The organism is Microbacterium songi, from assembly GCF_042747925.1.
Classification (GTDB): Bacteria; Actinomycetota; Actinomycetes; order Actinomycetales; family Microbacteriaceae; genus Microbacterium.
Genome location: NZ_JBHZIE010000003.1, coordinates 58,752 through 73,671, shown reverse-complemented (window position 1 = coordinate 73,671; position 14,920 = coordinate 58,752). Strand labels below are relative to the sequence as shown.

General features: G+C 68.4%; 12 protein-coding genes. 7 read left to right on the top strand and 5 right to left on the bottom strand.

All coding sequences use genetic code 11. The features are described from left to right. Nucleotides 1-22: 22 nt before the first annotated feature. Nucleotides 23-1,399, top strand: a complete 1,377-nt coding sequence (locus ACFM35_RS06035; RefSeq protein WP_378839667.1) for a hypothetical protein — start codon at nucleotides 23-25, stop codon at nucleotides 1,397-1,399. A gap of 1 nt (nucleotide 1,400) precedes the next feature. Here ACFM35_RS06035 and sucB read toward each other — a convergent pair whose 3' ends face one another. The 3 genes from sucB to ACFM35_RS06020 form a co-directional block, all read right to left on the bottom strand. Beyond that, the gene (sucB, locus tag ACFM35_RS06030) at nucleotides 1,401-3,173 is read right to left on the bottom strand and encodes a 2-oxoglutarate dehydrogenase, E2 component, dihydrolipoamide succinyltransferase (RefSeq protein WP_378839664.1); all 1,773 of its coding nucleotides are present in this window, start codon (nucleotides 3,171-3,173) and stop codon (nucleotides 1,401-1,403) included. A gap of 74 nt (nucleotides 3,174-3,247) precedes the next feature. Next, nucleotides 3,248-4,621 carry a dihydrolipoyl dehydrogenase gene (gene lpdA / locus ACFM35_RS06025; RefSeq protein WP_378839661.1) on the bottom strand — a complete coding sequence of 458 codons (1,374 nt, stop codon included), beginning with the start codon at nucleotides 4,619-4,621 and terminating at the stop codon, nucleotides 3,248-3,250. Beyond that, a complete protein-coding gene (locus ACFM35_RS06020) occupies nucleotides 4,618-6,096 on the bottom strand; it encodes a leucyl aminopeptidase (protein WP_378839659.1) in 1,479 nt (492 codons plus the stop codon). The genes lpdA and ACFM35_RS06020 overlap by 4 nt, the downstream gene beginning before the upstream one ends. A gap of 88 nt (nucleotides 6,097-6,184) precedes the next feature. Between ACFM35_RS06020 and ACFM35_RS06015 the strand changes: the two genes are divergently transcribed. The 3 genes from ACFM35_RS06015 (at nucleotide 6,185) to ACFM35_RS06005 (ending at nucleotide 9,455) form a co-directional block, all read left to right on the top strand. Beyond that, the gene (locus ACFM35_RS06015) at nucleotides 6,185-7,099 is read left to right on the top strand and encodes a proteasome assembly chaperone family protein (protein ID WP_378839656.1); all 915 of its coding nucleotides are present in this window, start codon (nucleotides 6,185-6,187) and stop codon (nucleotides 7,097-7,099) included. A gap of 254 nt (nucleotides 7,100-7,353) precedes the next feature. Next, nucleotides 7,354-8,757, top strand: coding sequence for an RNA polymerase sigma factor (locus ACFM35_RS06010; protein WP_378839654.1), 1,404 nt, complete (start codon nucleotides 7,354-7,356; stop codon nucleotides 8,755-8,757). Beyond that, entirely contained in the window at nucleotides 8,757-9,455 is a 699-nt protein-coding gene (locus tag ACFM35_RS06005; protein ID WP_378839651.1) for a coenzyme F420-0:L-glutamate ligase, read from the top strand. The genes ACFM35_RS06010 and ACFM35_RS06005 overlap by 1 nt, the downstream gene beginning before the upstream one ends. A gap of 64 nt (nucleotides 9,456-9,519) precedes the next feature. Here the strand turns inward: ACFM35_RS06005 and ACFM35_RS06000 are convergent, their stop codons facing one another. Further along, entirely contained in the window at nucleotides 9,520-10,542 is a 1,023-nt protein-coding gene (locus ACFM35_RS06000) for a sugar-transfer associated ATP-grasp domain-containing protein (protein ID WP_378839648.1), read from the bottom strand. Between the two features lie 44 nt (nucleotides 10,543-10,586). Here ACFM35_RS06000 and ACFM35_RS05995 point away from each other — a divergent pair, with 44 nt between their 5' ends. Both ACFM35_RS05995 and ACFM35_RS05990 read left to right on the top strand, forming a co-directional pair. Further along, nucleotides 10,587-11,285 (top strand): alanine racemase C-terminal domain-containing protein, encoded by a 699-nt coding sequence (locus ACFM35_RS05995; protein ID WP_378839646.1) that lies wholly within the window; start codon nucleotides 10,587-10,589, stop codon nucleotides 11,283-11,285. Beyond that, on the top strand, nucleotides 11,282-12,343 hold the full coding sequence (locus tag ACFM35_RS05990; protein ID WP_378839643.1) for an alanine racemase: 1,062 nt from the start codon (nucleotides 11,282-11,284) through the stop codon (nucleotides 12,341-12,343). The genes ACFM35_RS05995 and ACFM35_RS05990 overlap by 4 nt, the downstream gene beginning before the upstream one ends. Nucleotides 12,344-12,433: 90 nt before the next feature. Here ACFM35_RS05990 and ACFM35_RS05985 read toward each other — a convergent pair whose 3' ends face one another. Then, nucleotides 12,434-12,658, bottom strand: coding sequence for a DUF7455 domain-containing protein (locus ACFM35_RS05985; RefSeq protein WP_378839641.1), 225 nt, complete (start codon nucleotides 12,656-12,658; stop codon nucleotides 12,434-12,436). Between the two features lie 171 nt (nucleotides 12,659-12,829). On the opposite strand from ACFM35_RS05985, the gene ACFM35_RS05980 reads away from it, so the two are divergent. Continuing rightward, nucleotides 12,830-14,911, top strand: coding sequence for a DNA gyrase/topoisomerase IV subunit B (locus ACFM35_RS05980; RefSeq protein ID WP_378839638.1), 2,082 nt, complete (start codon nucleotides 12,830-12,832; stop codon nucleotides 14,909-14,911). Nucleotides 14,912-14,920: the final 9 nt, after the last annotated feature.

Sequence of the window (14,920 nt, the reverse complement as noted above, 5' to 3'; positions counted from 1 at the left end):
CGCCGCGACCCACACTCGACGCATGCTCCCCGAGACCGCAGACGCCGACACCGACGGCTTGCTGCGCGGCTATCGGACCATCAGGGACGTAGATCGCCCCGACACCCCCTGGCCGGGAATGCTGACCCGGATGCCGGGAGGGCAGATGTGCGTGCTGGTGGACGCGGATGTCCTCGGCCCTCTGTGGCGAGGGTGGGACGCTCGTGCCCACGGGCATCTGCTGGCCCCGATCGATGTGCTCCGACGGGCAGATGGTCACGACGTCGCACTGCCCGTCTGCACCGAGACCGTCGAGACATTCCTGCGACGGAGGACGGCGATCGGCGCGCCGCTCAGCGACGGCGAGGCCGTGACTTTGGCGGTGAGCCTCATGCGCGGTGCCTCGGAATGGGTGGAGCGCACGCCGCGCGACCCCCTGGCCGGCGAATGGTGGCTGATCGACGGCGGCCGGCCGATGTTCGCGGCGGGAGCGGGCCGGACCGGCACGGACACGGTGGGCGATCGCGACCGGGCGTCCGCTGACAGTTCGACGATGCGGCTCTGCACGCTCATCACCGACGAAGCGTCGTCCTCGCTTCGGCCGGTTCTCGCCGCCGCCGCCGAGTTGCTCGCCGAGCCGCGTCGCCTGCTGCGGTCGATCGAGCAGTGGGAGACCAGGGCGTTCGCTGCGGCCGCACCGTTGCCCCTCGCCACGGCGATCCTGGCTCCGGTGCTCTCGCGCCCGACCAGTCCGTCGAGTCCCACGGCAGACGACGACGACATGGCCGCAGCGAAGGAGGGCGGTGTTCTGGCGCTGATCGCGCGTCATGTCGACGCGGATCTCGCAGACACCGCCTCCCGGATGACGATGCGCATCTGGCGTCGTCTGCGGTCGAAGAGTGCGGGGCCGATTCGTAGGCCGTGGGTCATGGCCGCGGTGAGCGCCGCCGTCGTCATCTGTGTCGGCGCGATGTGGCCGGCGGGAGACACGGCGCCGGCATCCGCGGGAGCAGCATCACAGGGCGCATCCACGGCGACCCCGACCCCGACGGCCGGACCCCTTGCTGCCGGCGAGGAACAACCCACCACAGCGGACTCGGCGCCACCCCCGCCGGATGTCGGCGCCGAACAATGGGTGAGCACTGCCGGTGAACTTCTGACGGTGAGAGCGGGCTGCGGGGATGATCCCGCCTGCCTGTCCGAGGTCATGGAAGACCCGTGGGAGGTGCACCCGAAGGGCGCAGCCGATCTCCCCGCGGCATCACACGTCGTCACCCTGCTCGACGAGTTCGGCGGAGCGGCCGTCCTCAGAGTCGACGCCCGCGACAGCTCGGTCGAATCCCAGCTCGTGATCGTCGTCCGCCTGGATGACCGATTCCTGCTTCGCGACATCCATGATGTCGCGAAGCAGGAAGGGTGATTCAGATGCCCAGCTGAGCCTCGAACTGTGCGGCCTCGAGCCGGGTCTTGACGGCGCCGAGGAAGCGGGCGGCGTCCGATCCGTCGATGATCCGGTGATCGTACGACAGCGCGAGGTAGACGTAGGAGCGGACGGAGATCGCATCCTTGCCGTCCACCGACACCACACCGGGACGCTTGACGACGATGCCGGTACCGAGGATCGCGGACTGGGGGAGGAAGACCACCGGCGTGTCGAACAGGGCTCCGCGCGATCCGGTGTTCGTCAGCGTGAACGTGCCACCGCCCAGCTCGTCGGGCTTCAGCTTGTTGTCACGCGTGCGGGCCGCCAGGTCGGCGATCTCGTGCGCGATCTGCGCGAGGTTCTTGGTCGCCGCGTCGCGGAGCACGGGCGTCAGGAGGCCCCGCTCTGTGTCCACGGCGATCGAGAGGTTCTCCGTGGGCGGGTAGACGATGTTCGTGCCATCCACGGTCGCGTTGACGACGGGGAAGGCCTGCAGGGACTCGGCCGCCGCCAGGGCGAAGAACGGCAGGAACGAGAGCTTGTCGCCGGTCTTGCTCAGGAACTCGTTCTTCACCTTGTCGCGGAACGTCGCAAGCTTGGTGACGTCGACCTCGACCACGGTCGTGAGCTGGGCGGTGGCCTGCATCGAGGCCACGGCACGCTCGGCGAGGACCTTGCGCAGACGAGACATCGGCTGGGTGGTGCCCCGCAACGGGGAGACCTCGACGGCGGCGGGCGCAGCGGGCGCCGCCGCCGCCGCGGTCTCGGGAGCCGGCGCGGATGCCGCCTCAGCCGCCTTGAGCACGTCCTCCTTGCGGATACGACCGCCGACGCCGGTTCCGGTGACGGTCGCGAGGTCGATGCCCTGCTGCTGGGCGAGACGTCGAACCAGGGGCGTGACGTACGTGATGGTGTCGTCGTCGGAGACGGATGCCGCCGGAGCAGGCTCCGCAGGGGCCTTCTGAGCCGGTGCGGCTGCGGCAGGCGCCGCGGGGGCGGGTGCGGGTGCGGGTGCGGGTGCTTCCGCGGCAGGTGCGGCCGGAGCCGGCTTGTCGGCTTCGACGGGCTTCTCGGTCGACGGCGCCTCGGGCGCGGTTTCGGCCGGCGCCGCGGGGGCGGGCGCGGCCGGTGCCTCCTGCGCGGGGGCGGCGGCCGCGGGAGCGGCGCCGTCTCCGATGCGTGCAAGAGCGGCGCCCACCTCGACGGTCTCGTCCTCCTTCACGAGGATGGCCTGGAGCGTGCCGGCGACGGGTGACGGAATCTCGGTGTCGACCTTGTCGGTGGAGATCTCGAGGAGCGGCTCGTCGACGTCGACGTGGTCGCCGACCTCCTTCAGCCAGCGCGTGACCGTACCCTCCGTGACGCTCTCGCCGAGCTCGGGCAGCACGACATCTGTTCCCTCGCCCTGCGGCGCAGAGGCGGGTGCGGGCTCAGCGGCTGCCGGTGCCGGGGCCTCTACCGGAGCGGCTTCAGGCTCGGGAGCGGCGGGTGCCTCTTCCTCGGTGGCGGCGGGAGCGGCGTTGCCGGCCTCGGACCCGTCACCGATCTTCGCCAGGACGGCGCCGACCTCGACGGTCTCGTCCTCCTGGACGAGGATCTCTTCGAGCACGCCGCTCACGGGCGAAGGGATCTCCGTGTCGACTTTGTCGGTCGAGATCTCGAGGAGGCCTTCGTCTTCTTGGATCGTGTCGCCGACCTGCTTGAGCCAGCGGGTCACCGTTCCCTCGGTGACGCTCTCTCCGAGCGCGGGGAGGACCACAGAAGTGCTCATGACGATGTCTCCTTCAAGATTTCGATGTCGTTTCTAGCTTAGTGATGCGGCGTGCCCTCGCGTCGCGCGGCACGTCAGAGCGCGTGAAGCGGCTTGCCGGCCAATGCCAGGAAGGCTTCGCCCAGGGCTTCGCTCTGCGTCGGGTGTGCGTGCAGGAACGGGGCGATGTCCTCGGGGTGCGCCTCCCAGACGACGGAGAGCTGACCTTCCGTGATGAGCTCGCCGACGCGGTCTCCGACGAGGTGCACGCCGAGCACCGGACCCTGCTTCGCCCGGACCACCTTGACGATGCCGGTCGTGCCGATGATCTCGCTCTTGCCGTTGCCCGCCAGGTTGTATTCGTATGCGACGACTGCGTCTACGCCGAGCGCGGCGACGGCCTGGGCCTCGGTCTGCCCGACGGAGGCCACCTCGGGGCTGCTGTAGGTGATCTTGGGGACGTGCAGGTCGGGCACGACGACCGGGCGGAGTCCGGCGATCTCCTCCGCGACGAAGATTCCCTGCTGGAATCCACGATGCGCCAGCTGCAGGCCCGGCACGATGTCACCGACCGCCCAGACATGCTCCACGTTCGTGCGCAGGCGGTCGTCAGTGACGACGAACCCCCGTTCGAGTGCGACACCCGCCTCCTCGAAGCCGAGGCCGGCGGTCGAAGGGCCGCGGCCGACCGCGACGAGCAGGTAGTCGGCTTCGAAGGTCTTGCCGTCCTCGAGCGTGACGGCGACGGCGTCGGACGTCTGCGTCACTCCGGCGAATCGCACACCCAGCGAGAAGCCGATACCGCGTTTGCGGAACGCGCGCTCGAGCGCTTTGCTCGAGGTGACATCCTCATTCGGAACGAGGTGCTCGAGCGCCTCGATGACGGTGACGTCGGCGCCGAAGGAGCGCCAGACGCTCGCGAACTCCACCCCGATGACGCCCCCGCCGAGGATCACGACACGCTGGGGGACCTCGTCGAGCTGCAGCGCCTGCTCGCTCGTCAGGATCCGCCCGCCGATCTCCAGGCCGGGCAGCGATCGACTGTACGACCCGGTGGCGAGGACGACGTCACCGCCGACGTACCGGTCCTCGCCGACGCGGACCGCGGGACCGGACACGAGTGTGCCCTCCCCACGCACAACCCTGATGCCGCGCGTGGCGATGAGTCCCTCGAGGCCCTTGAACTTCTTGGCGACGATGCCCTCACGATATTTCCGCACGCCCGCGACATCGATCCCGTCGAAGGTCGCACGCACGCCGAACGACGCGGAGTCCCTGGCGGCATCCGCAACCTCCGCCGCGTGGAGCAGAGCTTTCGTCGGGATGCATCCGCGATGCAGACACGTTCCGCCGAGCTTGTCCTTCTCGACGAGCGCGACGGTCTTGCCCAGCTCGGCGGCGCGGATCGCAGCGGCATAGCCGCCGCTGCCGCCGCCGAGGACGACCAGGTCGAAGCTGCGATCCGTCACTTGGCGGCCTCGGAGGCGAGGAGGTGGATCAGCGATCGCACGGTCGCGCCGGTCGTCCCCTTGTCGGTGAACCCGAACCCGCTGCCCTTGTTCATGCCGCTGCCGGCGATGTCCAGATGCACCCACGGAATGCGGGGCGCATCCTTCTCGTCGCCCACACGACCCACGAAGTGCTGCAGGAAGAGGCCGGCGAACAGCGACCCTCCGGCGGTGTCGCCGATCTTCGCGTTCTGCAGGTCGGCGATGGGGGAGTCGAGCTCGTCGACCATGTGCGCGGGGAGGGGGAGCTGCCAGGCCAGTTCGCCCACGCTCGTCGCAGCGTCGAGGTACTCTCGCACCGCACCGTCGTCGCCCATCACGCCGGTGTGGCGATTGCCGAGCGCCACCGTGATCGCGCCCGTCAACGTGGCGACATCCACGATGAGGTCGGGCCGCGTCCGGCTGGCGGCGACCAGGCCGTCGGCGAGCACGAGGCGCCCCTCGGCGTCCGTGTTCAGCACCTCCACGGTCGTGCCGTCCAGCATCCGCAGAACATCGCCCGGGCGGATCGCCCTCCCCGAAGGCATGTTGTCGGCGATGCAGAGGAATCCCGTCACCCGCACGGGCAGTCCGAGTTGCGCGACCGCGCGCACCACGGCGAGTGCCGTCGCGGCTCCGCACATGTCGTACTTCATCCCGACCATGCCGGCGGGCGGCTTGAGGGAGAGGCCGCCGGTGTCGAACGTGATCCCCTTGCCGACGACAGCGATGTGCCGGGTGGCGGACGGGGGTGAATAGTCCAGCTTCACGAGCCGCGGCGGGCGATCCGATCCCTGCCCGACACCGAGGATGCCGCCGTATCCCTCGGCGGCGAGTCGATCCTCATCCAGCACCTCGACGGTGATGGGAAGATCCGCCACGGACTCCGTCGCGCGGCGGGCCAGATCTTCGGGCCCGAGCCACTCCGCGGGGATGCCCACGAGGTCTTTCACGAGGGCGACGGCGGATGCCGCCGCGGTGATCGCGGCCACGGCGTCGTCACCCACCTCCTCGTCCGTGTGCACTACGACATGTGCGGCACGCGGCGCGGGGGCCTCTCTCTTGTACGCGTCGAATCGGTACCCGCCCAGCGTCGCGCCCTCGGCCGCGTGGCGCCACAGAGCGGGGTCGGCGAGGGGGACGGCGATCGCGACGGTCGTGTAGCCGGTGAGAAGGCGGATGCCGGTTCCCACGGCGTCGCGGACGGCTGCGGCGTCGGGCGCGTGACCGGTGCCGACGACCGCCAGCGGCTTCGCGGTCGACTCCGGCGCGTAGACGCGGACGAAGGAGGACGGGGCGCCCGTGAAACCGATCGCGAGGAGGGCGTCTCTCACGCCCGGCCACCCCTCCAGAGCGGGGGCGTCCTCGCGATCGAGCGGCGGCAGCGCCAGCAGTATCGCGTCGGCCTCCGATTTCAGAATGGGCGCGGATGTGCAGCTCAGGTCCGGAAACGACATGGGCTCCATCCTAGGTTCGCTCGTCGTGTTCGCTGTGAGCGGGAGTGCGACGCGTCTGGGCGCAGATCACCCCTCGTAGAGTGGAGGCATGCCTTGGCCCGCGTCTTTGTTCGTGCGCGCGACCGCTGCGCCCTCCGTGCCGGCGGGTCTACCGCTCGTGATCGCCCTCACCGGATTCACCGACGCCGGAAGCGCCGTATCCGGTCTGGTCGACTATGTGCGCGACGACCTCGACCCCACGCCCCTGGCCGTCTTCTCGAATGATGTCCTGCTGGACTACCGGGCGCGGCGCCCCACCGTCGCCTTCGAACAGGACCATCTGACGGACTACCGGCCGCAGCGCCTGGAACTGTCTCTGGCCCACGACGCGGAAGGCAGTCCCTTCCTGGTTCTGGCCGGCTATGAGCCCGACTTCGTCTGGGATGCGTTCTCCGAGGCCGTGCTCGCACTGGCCGATTCCTTCGCCGTGTCGTCGGTCACCTGGGTGCACGCGATCCCGATGCCGGTTCCCCACACGCGGCCCATCGGCACCACGGTGAGCGGCACTCGGTCGGAACTCACCGCCGCCCACTCGGTGTGGCAGCCCCACACGCAGGTGCCCGCGACCGTCGGTCACCTCCTCGAGTACCGCTTCGCTGAGGTCGGCGCGCGCATCGCGGGATTCGTCCTGCTCGTGCCGCATTATCTGGCCGACACCGAGTATCCGGCGGCGACCCTCGCCGGCCTGGATGCCCTCACCGCCGCGACCGGTCTGGTGTTCGCGGGGGAGGAGCTGCGCGAAGAGAACCGCGAGTACCTCGAGAAGGTGACGGAACAGGTCAGCGGCAACGACGAGCTCTCCCGCATGCTGCAGGGCCTCGAAGAGCGCTACGACTCCTACATGGCCGGCTCCACACTCGCGACGCCGATCATCCACACGGGCGATCTGCCCAGCGCGGACGAGCTGGCAGCGGAGCTCGAGAGATTCCTCGCCAATCGGCCGAGCGGCGACGACGACCGCTGAACCCGTCGAGCCCTGCCTCACTCCGCCGGGGGGAATGCGGGCGGGCTCCCGCAGGTTGTATCCGAGGTCTCCCCATCTCAGCGCGCTATCCGTGCGGATAGCGCGCGTAAGGTGTGAGATACTGTAAAACCTGACCCGTTGTCAACCAGTCCCGCAGGATCACTCCCGCAGGACGAGGACTTGACAAGGGTCTTACTAGTGTCCGAAACACGACCGATGGACGTCCGCACACGTCCGCCGGTGAAAGGCGAACCGTGACCGCAGGCACGAACACTCCCACCCGTTCCCGTACGGCGAAGACCGTCGACGCCGTCGATGAGGCCGTGGACGCCCCGAGCGCACCGGCGAAGGCGACGACGGCGAAGAAGCCCGCAGCGAAAGCCGCTGCGCCCAAGACGGCTGCCGCCAAGGCGCCCGCGAAGAAGACGACGGCTGCCCCCAAGAAGAGCACCGCGAAAAAGGGTGACGACGACGAGGCGCCGGCCGACGAAGAGCTCGTCGACGTCGAGATCGACGAAGACGCCGTCGACGACGCCGACGACACCGAGGAGGCGCCTGTCGCCAAGGCCGGCCGCGCGAAGAAGCCCGCCGAGGCGGAGCCCGCCGAAGCCGAGACGGTGGAGGAGGAGGACGACGAGGACGACAAGAAGCCCGCGTTCTCCGAGCCCCTGCCCACCGGTGCGATCGTCATCTCATCGAGCGACGAAGACGATGTCCCGGTGTACTCGACGCAGATCACCGGTGCGACGGCAGACCCCGTCAAGGACTACCTCAAGCAGATCGGCAAAGTTCCGCTGCTGAACGCGGCCGAAGAAGTCGAGCTCGCCATGCGCATCGAGGCGGGACTCTTCGCCGAGGAGAAGCTCTCGCACATGACGGCGGCGGAGAAGTCCAAGCAGGTGGGACTCGACCTGCAGTGGGTGGCTCGTGACGGTCAGCGCGCGAAGTCGCACCTCCTGGGCGCGAACCTCCGCCTCGTCGTGTCCCTCGCGAAGCGCTACACCGGTCGTGGAATGCAGTTCCTGGACCTCATCCAGGAGGGCAACCTCGGTCTGATCCGTGCGGTGGAGAAGTTCGACTATACGAAGGGCTTCAAGTTCTCCACGTATGCGACGTGGTGGATCCGTCAGGCGATCACCCGTGCCATGGCCGACCAGGCCCGCACGATCCGCATCCCCGTCCACATGGTCGAGGTCATCAACAAGCTGGCCCGCGTGCAGCGTCAGATGCTGCAGGACCTGGGTCGCGAACCCACCCCTGAGGAGCTCAGCCGCGAACTGGACATGACCCCTGAGAAGGTCATCGAGGTTCAGAAGTACGGCCGTGAGCCGATCTCCCTGCACACGCCTCTCGGTGAGGACGGCGACAGCGAGTTCGGCGACCTCATCGAAGACACCGAGGCCGTGGTGCCCGCCGACGCGGTGGGGTTCACGATGCTCCAGCGTCAGCTGGAGTCGCTGCTGGATTCCTTGAGCGAGCGTGAGGCGGGCGTCATCCGCATGCGCTTCGGTCTCGGCGACGGTCAGCCCAAGACCCTCGATCAGATCGGCGACACCTTCGGCGTGACCCGCGAGCGTATTCGTCAGATCGAGTCGAAGACGATGGCGAAGCTGCGGCATCCGTCCCGTTCGCAGTCGCTGCGCGACTATCTCGAGTGATGCTGTACGAATCGAACGCCGGCAAGGCGCTCACCGTCACGGTCGACGGCACGACGTACGCGCGCATACCCGTGCGCACCCGTGTCGTCATGCCGGGTGATGACCTCGACGCCTTCATCGAGGACTACGCGCGCGGTGTCGTGCAGCCGGGGGACACCCTGTTCGTGACCGAGAAGATCGTCGCGATCACGCAGGGACGGTCGTATCCCATCGCTTCGATCCAGCCGCGCAAGCTGGCGTTCTTCCTCTCGAAGTTCGTCGTGCGCACGCCCTACGGCATCGGCCTGGGCATGCCCGAGACGATGGAGATGGCATTGCGCGAGTGCGGTACGCCTCGAATCCTCTTCGCAGCCGGCGTGTCGGCCGTGACGAAGGTGTTCGGCCGTAAGGGCGACTTCTATCGCGTGGCCGGCAATAAGGCGCGGGCGATCGACGGGCCCACGAAGGGCACGATCCCGCCGTACAACGAGGCGGTCGTGCTGGGGCCGGAGAAGCCCCGTGAGGTGGCTACGCGGCTGAAGGCGCTGCTCGGCGGGTCCGCCGAAGTGGCTGTGGTCGACATCAACGACCTCGGCGGCAACATCCTCGGGTCGACACTCGACAAAGCCGCGGAGCGACGCCTCGTCACGATCTTGAAAGACAACCCGTTGGGTCAGGGCCACGAATCCACTCCGCTCGGAGTGATCCGGCCCGCCTGAGCGGATGACCCGACAAGCCCCGTTCCTCGGAACGGGGCTTCGTCGTCCGCCGGGGGCGAACCGTTCAGAACCCGATCGCCTCGCGGTATCTGCCCTTGTGGCCGGTACGGATGCCGGTGACGCTGGGCTTGTTCTCATACACACCAGCGCCCCAGTTGCCCTCCACGAGCACAGGGCCCTCGGGGGTGACGACGATGTCCCAGCCCACGTAGCGCACCTGCGGGACCACGCGTGCGACACGATCGACGAAGGCGATCACCTCGTCGATCATCGGAAGCTGGAAGTCGGCGATCGGGAAGTCCGAATCCGGATGCCGCACATGCACGTGCCCGTGCGAGTCGTAGCCGGCGCCGACGGCGTGGCCACGCTCATCGAGCATCGTGTAGAAGCCGCCGAAGGTCATCTGATCACTGACGGCACCGCGTCCGAATTTCTGCGCCATGGCGAGGATGTGGGTCTGCTCGCCGTCGAAGAACGCCGTCACCCGAGTGGTGTTCACCGTGCCGGGGCATACCGCCGCAAGATCGTCGTGCTGGCGGATCACCTCTTCGATGAGCAGCTCGCCGCGGTCACGCAGACCACGATGGAACGCGTCCCAATGCTCGATGTCCGCCGCGTGGTAGCGGTGGACACCGGTGCCGGCCTGACCGACAGGCTCCTTCGTGACGATGGTGCCGAGCCGCTCGGCGAAGGATCGCACGTCGTCGGCGTTCCCGTCATCGACGACCATCCACTCACGCTTCAGGTGGTCGCTGAAGACCCGATCGAACTCGACCTTGTCCTGGAAGATATGGCGGAACGCGGGGTCGTCGTACTTCTGCGAGAGCTGGTTCGAAACCGGGTGCGTCATAAACGTCGACCGCTCGTCCCGGTTCAGGATCGCGAAGTCGTAGTCGATGTAGTCCTGGAAGCCGACGTTGCGGAATCCGGCCTGCCACAGCATGTCGGCGACGACAGCCGGCTTCCATTTGCCGTGCTGAGCGGAGGCCTCGCCGGCGCGTTCGACCACGGAGCCGACGTCGATCCGGCGGGCTCGACCGACGAGGTATCGAAGGCGGGGCGTGAGGCCGAGGCCGGTGCGGGGCATGCGTTCTCCAGAGTCGTGACGGGGACCCGGTTAGTCTAGATGGCGTGACATCCGAGACCGCCGAGCACCCGCCGTCGGCTGGCGCGACCGCTCGTCGCACGGCGCCGACGGCGACGATCTCGGCATCCGCGCTGCAGGCGAACGTCGCGCTGCTCAGTCGGACCGGTGCCATCACGGCTCTCGTCGGCGCACTCACGCACGATGCCTGGGGGCACGGCGCCGCTGTCGTCGATGAGGCTGCGCAGGGTGCCGCCGGCGGATCGCTCGTGGCCGACGGCCCACTGCGCACGACCTCGCCGTGGCAGGCCGCGGCGGCGTCGCTGTTCGGTCTTCCCGGCTCGGAAGGCCGGCCGGTGATGCGCCTGACCGGGGCCGTGCTGAGCGTCAAGCGCCTCTTCGCCGGAGAGGGCGTCTCGTACGGCTACACGCACCATGCGCCGACGGACACCCACGTGGCCCTCGTGACGGGTGGCTACGCCCAGGGCGTCGTGCGGACGCTCGGCAATCACGTCGACATCGCCATCGGTGGCGTCCTGCACCGCATCGTCGGTCGGGTGGCGATGGATGTCTGCGTCGTCGATGTCGGCGACGCCCTCGTGCGGCGCGGTGACGAGGCCGTCTTCTTCGGAGACCCCGCAGCCGGTGAGCCCTCGCTTGCCGCCTGGGCGACGGTCACCGGGCTCACCCCGCGCGAGATCGTGACGGTGGTGGGTCAGCGCGCGTACCGGATAGTCGGGACATGAACGTCACCGAACTGGTCGTCGACCTCGAGGCGCTCCGAGCGAACATCGCCACGGTGCAGCGGGCGGTCGCTCCCGCCGAGCTGATGCTCGTCGTCAAGGATGACGCGTACGGGCACGGCCTCGACCGTGTCGTCCCGACGGCCCACGCGGCGGGGGTGCGGTGGTTCGGGGCCTTCGACGCACGAACCGGCGCTGCCGTGCGCGAAGCCGTGGGCATGCGCGCGAGGGTGTTCGTCTGGCTCGCCGGCAACCGCGACGACGTGGAGCTCGCTCTCGCCGAAGACCTCGACGTCGGCGTGGGCGATCGCGACCTGCTCGAGGACGTGGCGGCGATCGCCCGCCTGCGACGGGCGGTCGCCCGCGTGCACCTCAAGATCGATTCAGGGCTTCACCGCAACGGCGTGCGCCCCGAGGAGTGGCCGGCGTTCGTCGAACGCGCCGCCGAACTCCAGACCAGCGGCGTCGTGCATGTCGCCGGCCTGTGGAGCCATCTGGCCGAGGCATCCGATGAAGAGGATGACCACGCGCGAGCCGTGTTCGACCGAGCGTGCTCCCAGGCGATCGAGGCCGGACTGTCGCCGGAGTGGCGGCATCTCGCCGCGAGCGCGGCGTCGTTCGCCCGCCCCGGATTCCGCCAGGACATGGTGCGGGTGGGAGCGTTCTGCTACGGCATCCGGCCGGCCGGCGGTCCCGACGAGACAGCACTCGGCCTGCGGCCGATCGGGTCACTCCGCACGCGTCTCGTATCCGTCTCCGAGCACGGGGTGCACCTCGCGGTGGGGGCGCTCGACGGTCTGCCGTCGGCGCTGGCGGGTCGCTTCTCGGTCACCACTCCTGCCGGACAGCGCGTGGTTCGGCGGATCGACGCCGACCAGACCATCGTCGACCCCTGGCCGGACTCCGCGCCCGGGCAGATCGTCGAGGTCTACGGCGGCCTCGGCGGTACGACGTCGACGGCGACCGATCTGGCCGAGTCGATCGGAACGATCGGCGAGGAGATCGCGGTGCGCATCTCCCCGTCCGTTCCCCGTCGGTACGTCGGCGCGCTCCCTGTGTGAGCACGGCGTGACCCGGTCGGCGAAGCCGGCGAACGAAAAACCGGGCCCGGGAGCGCGACGCTCCCGGACCCGGTTCTCTGACGCTGAAAGTCAGGCGGTCTCAGACAGACGCGACGTCTCGTCGTGCCACGTGCTCGCCATGCCGCGGAGCTTTTCTTCGTACTTGCGTCCGTGGTGAGCGCAGAACAGCAATTCGCTGCCGTTGACCTCTGCGGCGATGTACGCCTGTGCTCCACAGGAATCGCAGCGGTCGATCGCGCTCAGGCGGTATTCGAGAACGGCGGTGGGCTCGGATGTGCGGGAAATAGTGTTCATTTTCGGTGGCCTCCTCGACGTGTCGCGTGCTGTTGCAGGTGCATGACATACAACCACGGCATTGTTTCGATAATGCCGCGATCCAATGACATTTCGCTGTGCGCGTACGTGGGAATGCCCCGCTGAGTGTCTGCCGAACCGGTGTCGGGACCGCGCTTAAGCTTGAGGACTGTGACCTCCGAGTATTCCGCCCATCACCTGCAGGTGCTCGAGGGCCTCGAGGCCGTCCGCAAACGCCCCGGCATGTATATCGGCTCGACCGATTCCCGAGGGCTCATGCACTGCCTGTGGGAGATCATCGACAACTCCGTCGATGAGGCGCTCGGAGGCTTCGGCAGTCGCATCGAGATCGTCCTGCACGCGGACGGCAGCGTCGAGGTCCGGGACCGCGCTCGCGGCATCCCCGTGGACATCGAACCCCGCACGGGACTCACGGGCGTGGAAGTCGTCTTCACGAAGCTTCACGCCGGCGGCAAGTTCGGCGGAGGGTCCTACGCGGCGTCCGGCGGACTGCACGGTGTCGGGGCATCCGTGGTGAATGCCCTGTCGGAACGTCTCGACGTCGAGGTCGATCGCGGCGGCAAGACATGGGCGATGTCGTTCCACCGCGGCGAGCCGGGGAACTTCGCCGGAGACAGCCCGGATGCCGTCTTCACACCCTTCGAGAAGAGCTCCGAGCTGCGGGTGGCCGGCCGGGCACCGCGTGGCGTCACGGGCACCCGCATCCGCTACTGGGCAGACCGGCAGATCTTCACGAAGGACGCGACCTTCCACCTCGACGAGCTGGAGCAGCGGGCACGCCAGACGGCGTTCCTGGTCCCCGGGCTCGAGCTGGTCATCCGAGACGAACGTCGCGTGCCGAGCGGCGAGGCGCCGGTCGAGACGAGCTATCGCTATGACGGCGGCATTTCAGAGTTCGCGGACTTCCTCGCACCGGACGCGGGGGTGACCGACACCTGGCGGCTGACAGGCACCGGTACGTTCGCCGAGACCGTGCCCGTGCTGCAGGCCACCGGGGCGATGATCCCGACGGAGGTGCAGCGCGAGTGCGTCGTCGATGTGGCGCTCCGCTGGGGCACCGGATACGACACCGTGATGCGGTCCTTCGTGAACATCATCGCCACGCCGAAGGGCGGCACCCATCAGCAGGGATTCGAAGCCGGCCTGATGAAGGTGCTGCGGGGGCAGGTCGAGCAGAACGCGCGCCGGCTGAAGGTCGGTACCGACAAGATCGAGAAGGACGACATCCTCGCGGGCATGACCGTCGTGCTGACGGTGCGTCTCCCGGAGCCGCAGTTCGAGGGTCAGACCAAAGAAGTGCTGGGCACACCGGCCGTTCGCCAGATCGTCTCGAACGTCGTCTCGAAGGAACTGACCGCGCTGTTCGCCTCGCCGAAGCGGGACGACAAGGCTCAGACCGCTCTGCTGCTCGACAAGGTCGTCTCGGAGATGAAGGCGCGCATCTCGGCGCGTGCCCACAAAGAGACGCAGCGGCGCAAGAACGCGCTGGAGTCCTCGTCGCTGCCCGCGAAGCTCGTCGACTGCCGGTCGAACGACGTGGGCGACTCCGAATTGTTCATCGTCGAAGGCGACTCCGCGCTCGGAACAGCGAAGCTCGCCCGCAACAGCGAGTATCAGGCGCTGCTTCCCATCCGAGGCAAGATCCTGAACGTCCAGAAGGCGTCGGTGAGCGACATGCTCGGCAATGCCGAGTGCGCGTCCATCATCCAGGTGATCGGCTCCGGCTCGGGGCGCACGTTCGACCTCGACACCGCCCGCTACGGCAAGATCATCCTGATGAGCGACGCCGACGTCGACGGTGCCCATATCCGGACGCTCCTGCTGACGCTGTTCTTCCGATACATGCGACCGCTGATCGAGGACGGTCGTGTCTTCGCGGCGGTTCCGCCCCTGCACCGCGTGATCGTCGTGAACGCCGGCTCCAAGGCGAACGAGACGATCTACACCTACTCCGAGCAGGAGTTGCACGCGCTGCTGGCGAAGCTCACCAAAGCGGGTAAGCGCTGGCAGGAGCCGATCCAGCGCTACAAGGGACTGGGCGAGATGGACGCCGAACAGCTCGCGACGACGACGATGGACCGGGCCGGCAGGATGCTGCGCCGCGTGCGCGTCTCGGACGCGGAGTCGGCGGCGACCGTGTTCGAGTTGCTCATGGGCAACGACGTCGCCCCCCGCAAGGAGTTCATCGTGGAGTCGTCCGCCGGGCTCTCGCGCGAGCGCATCGACGCCTGACGCGCTGCG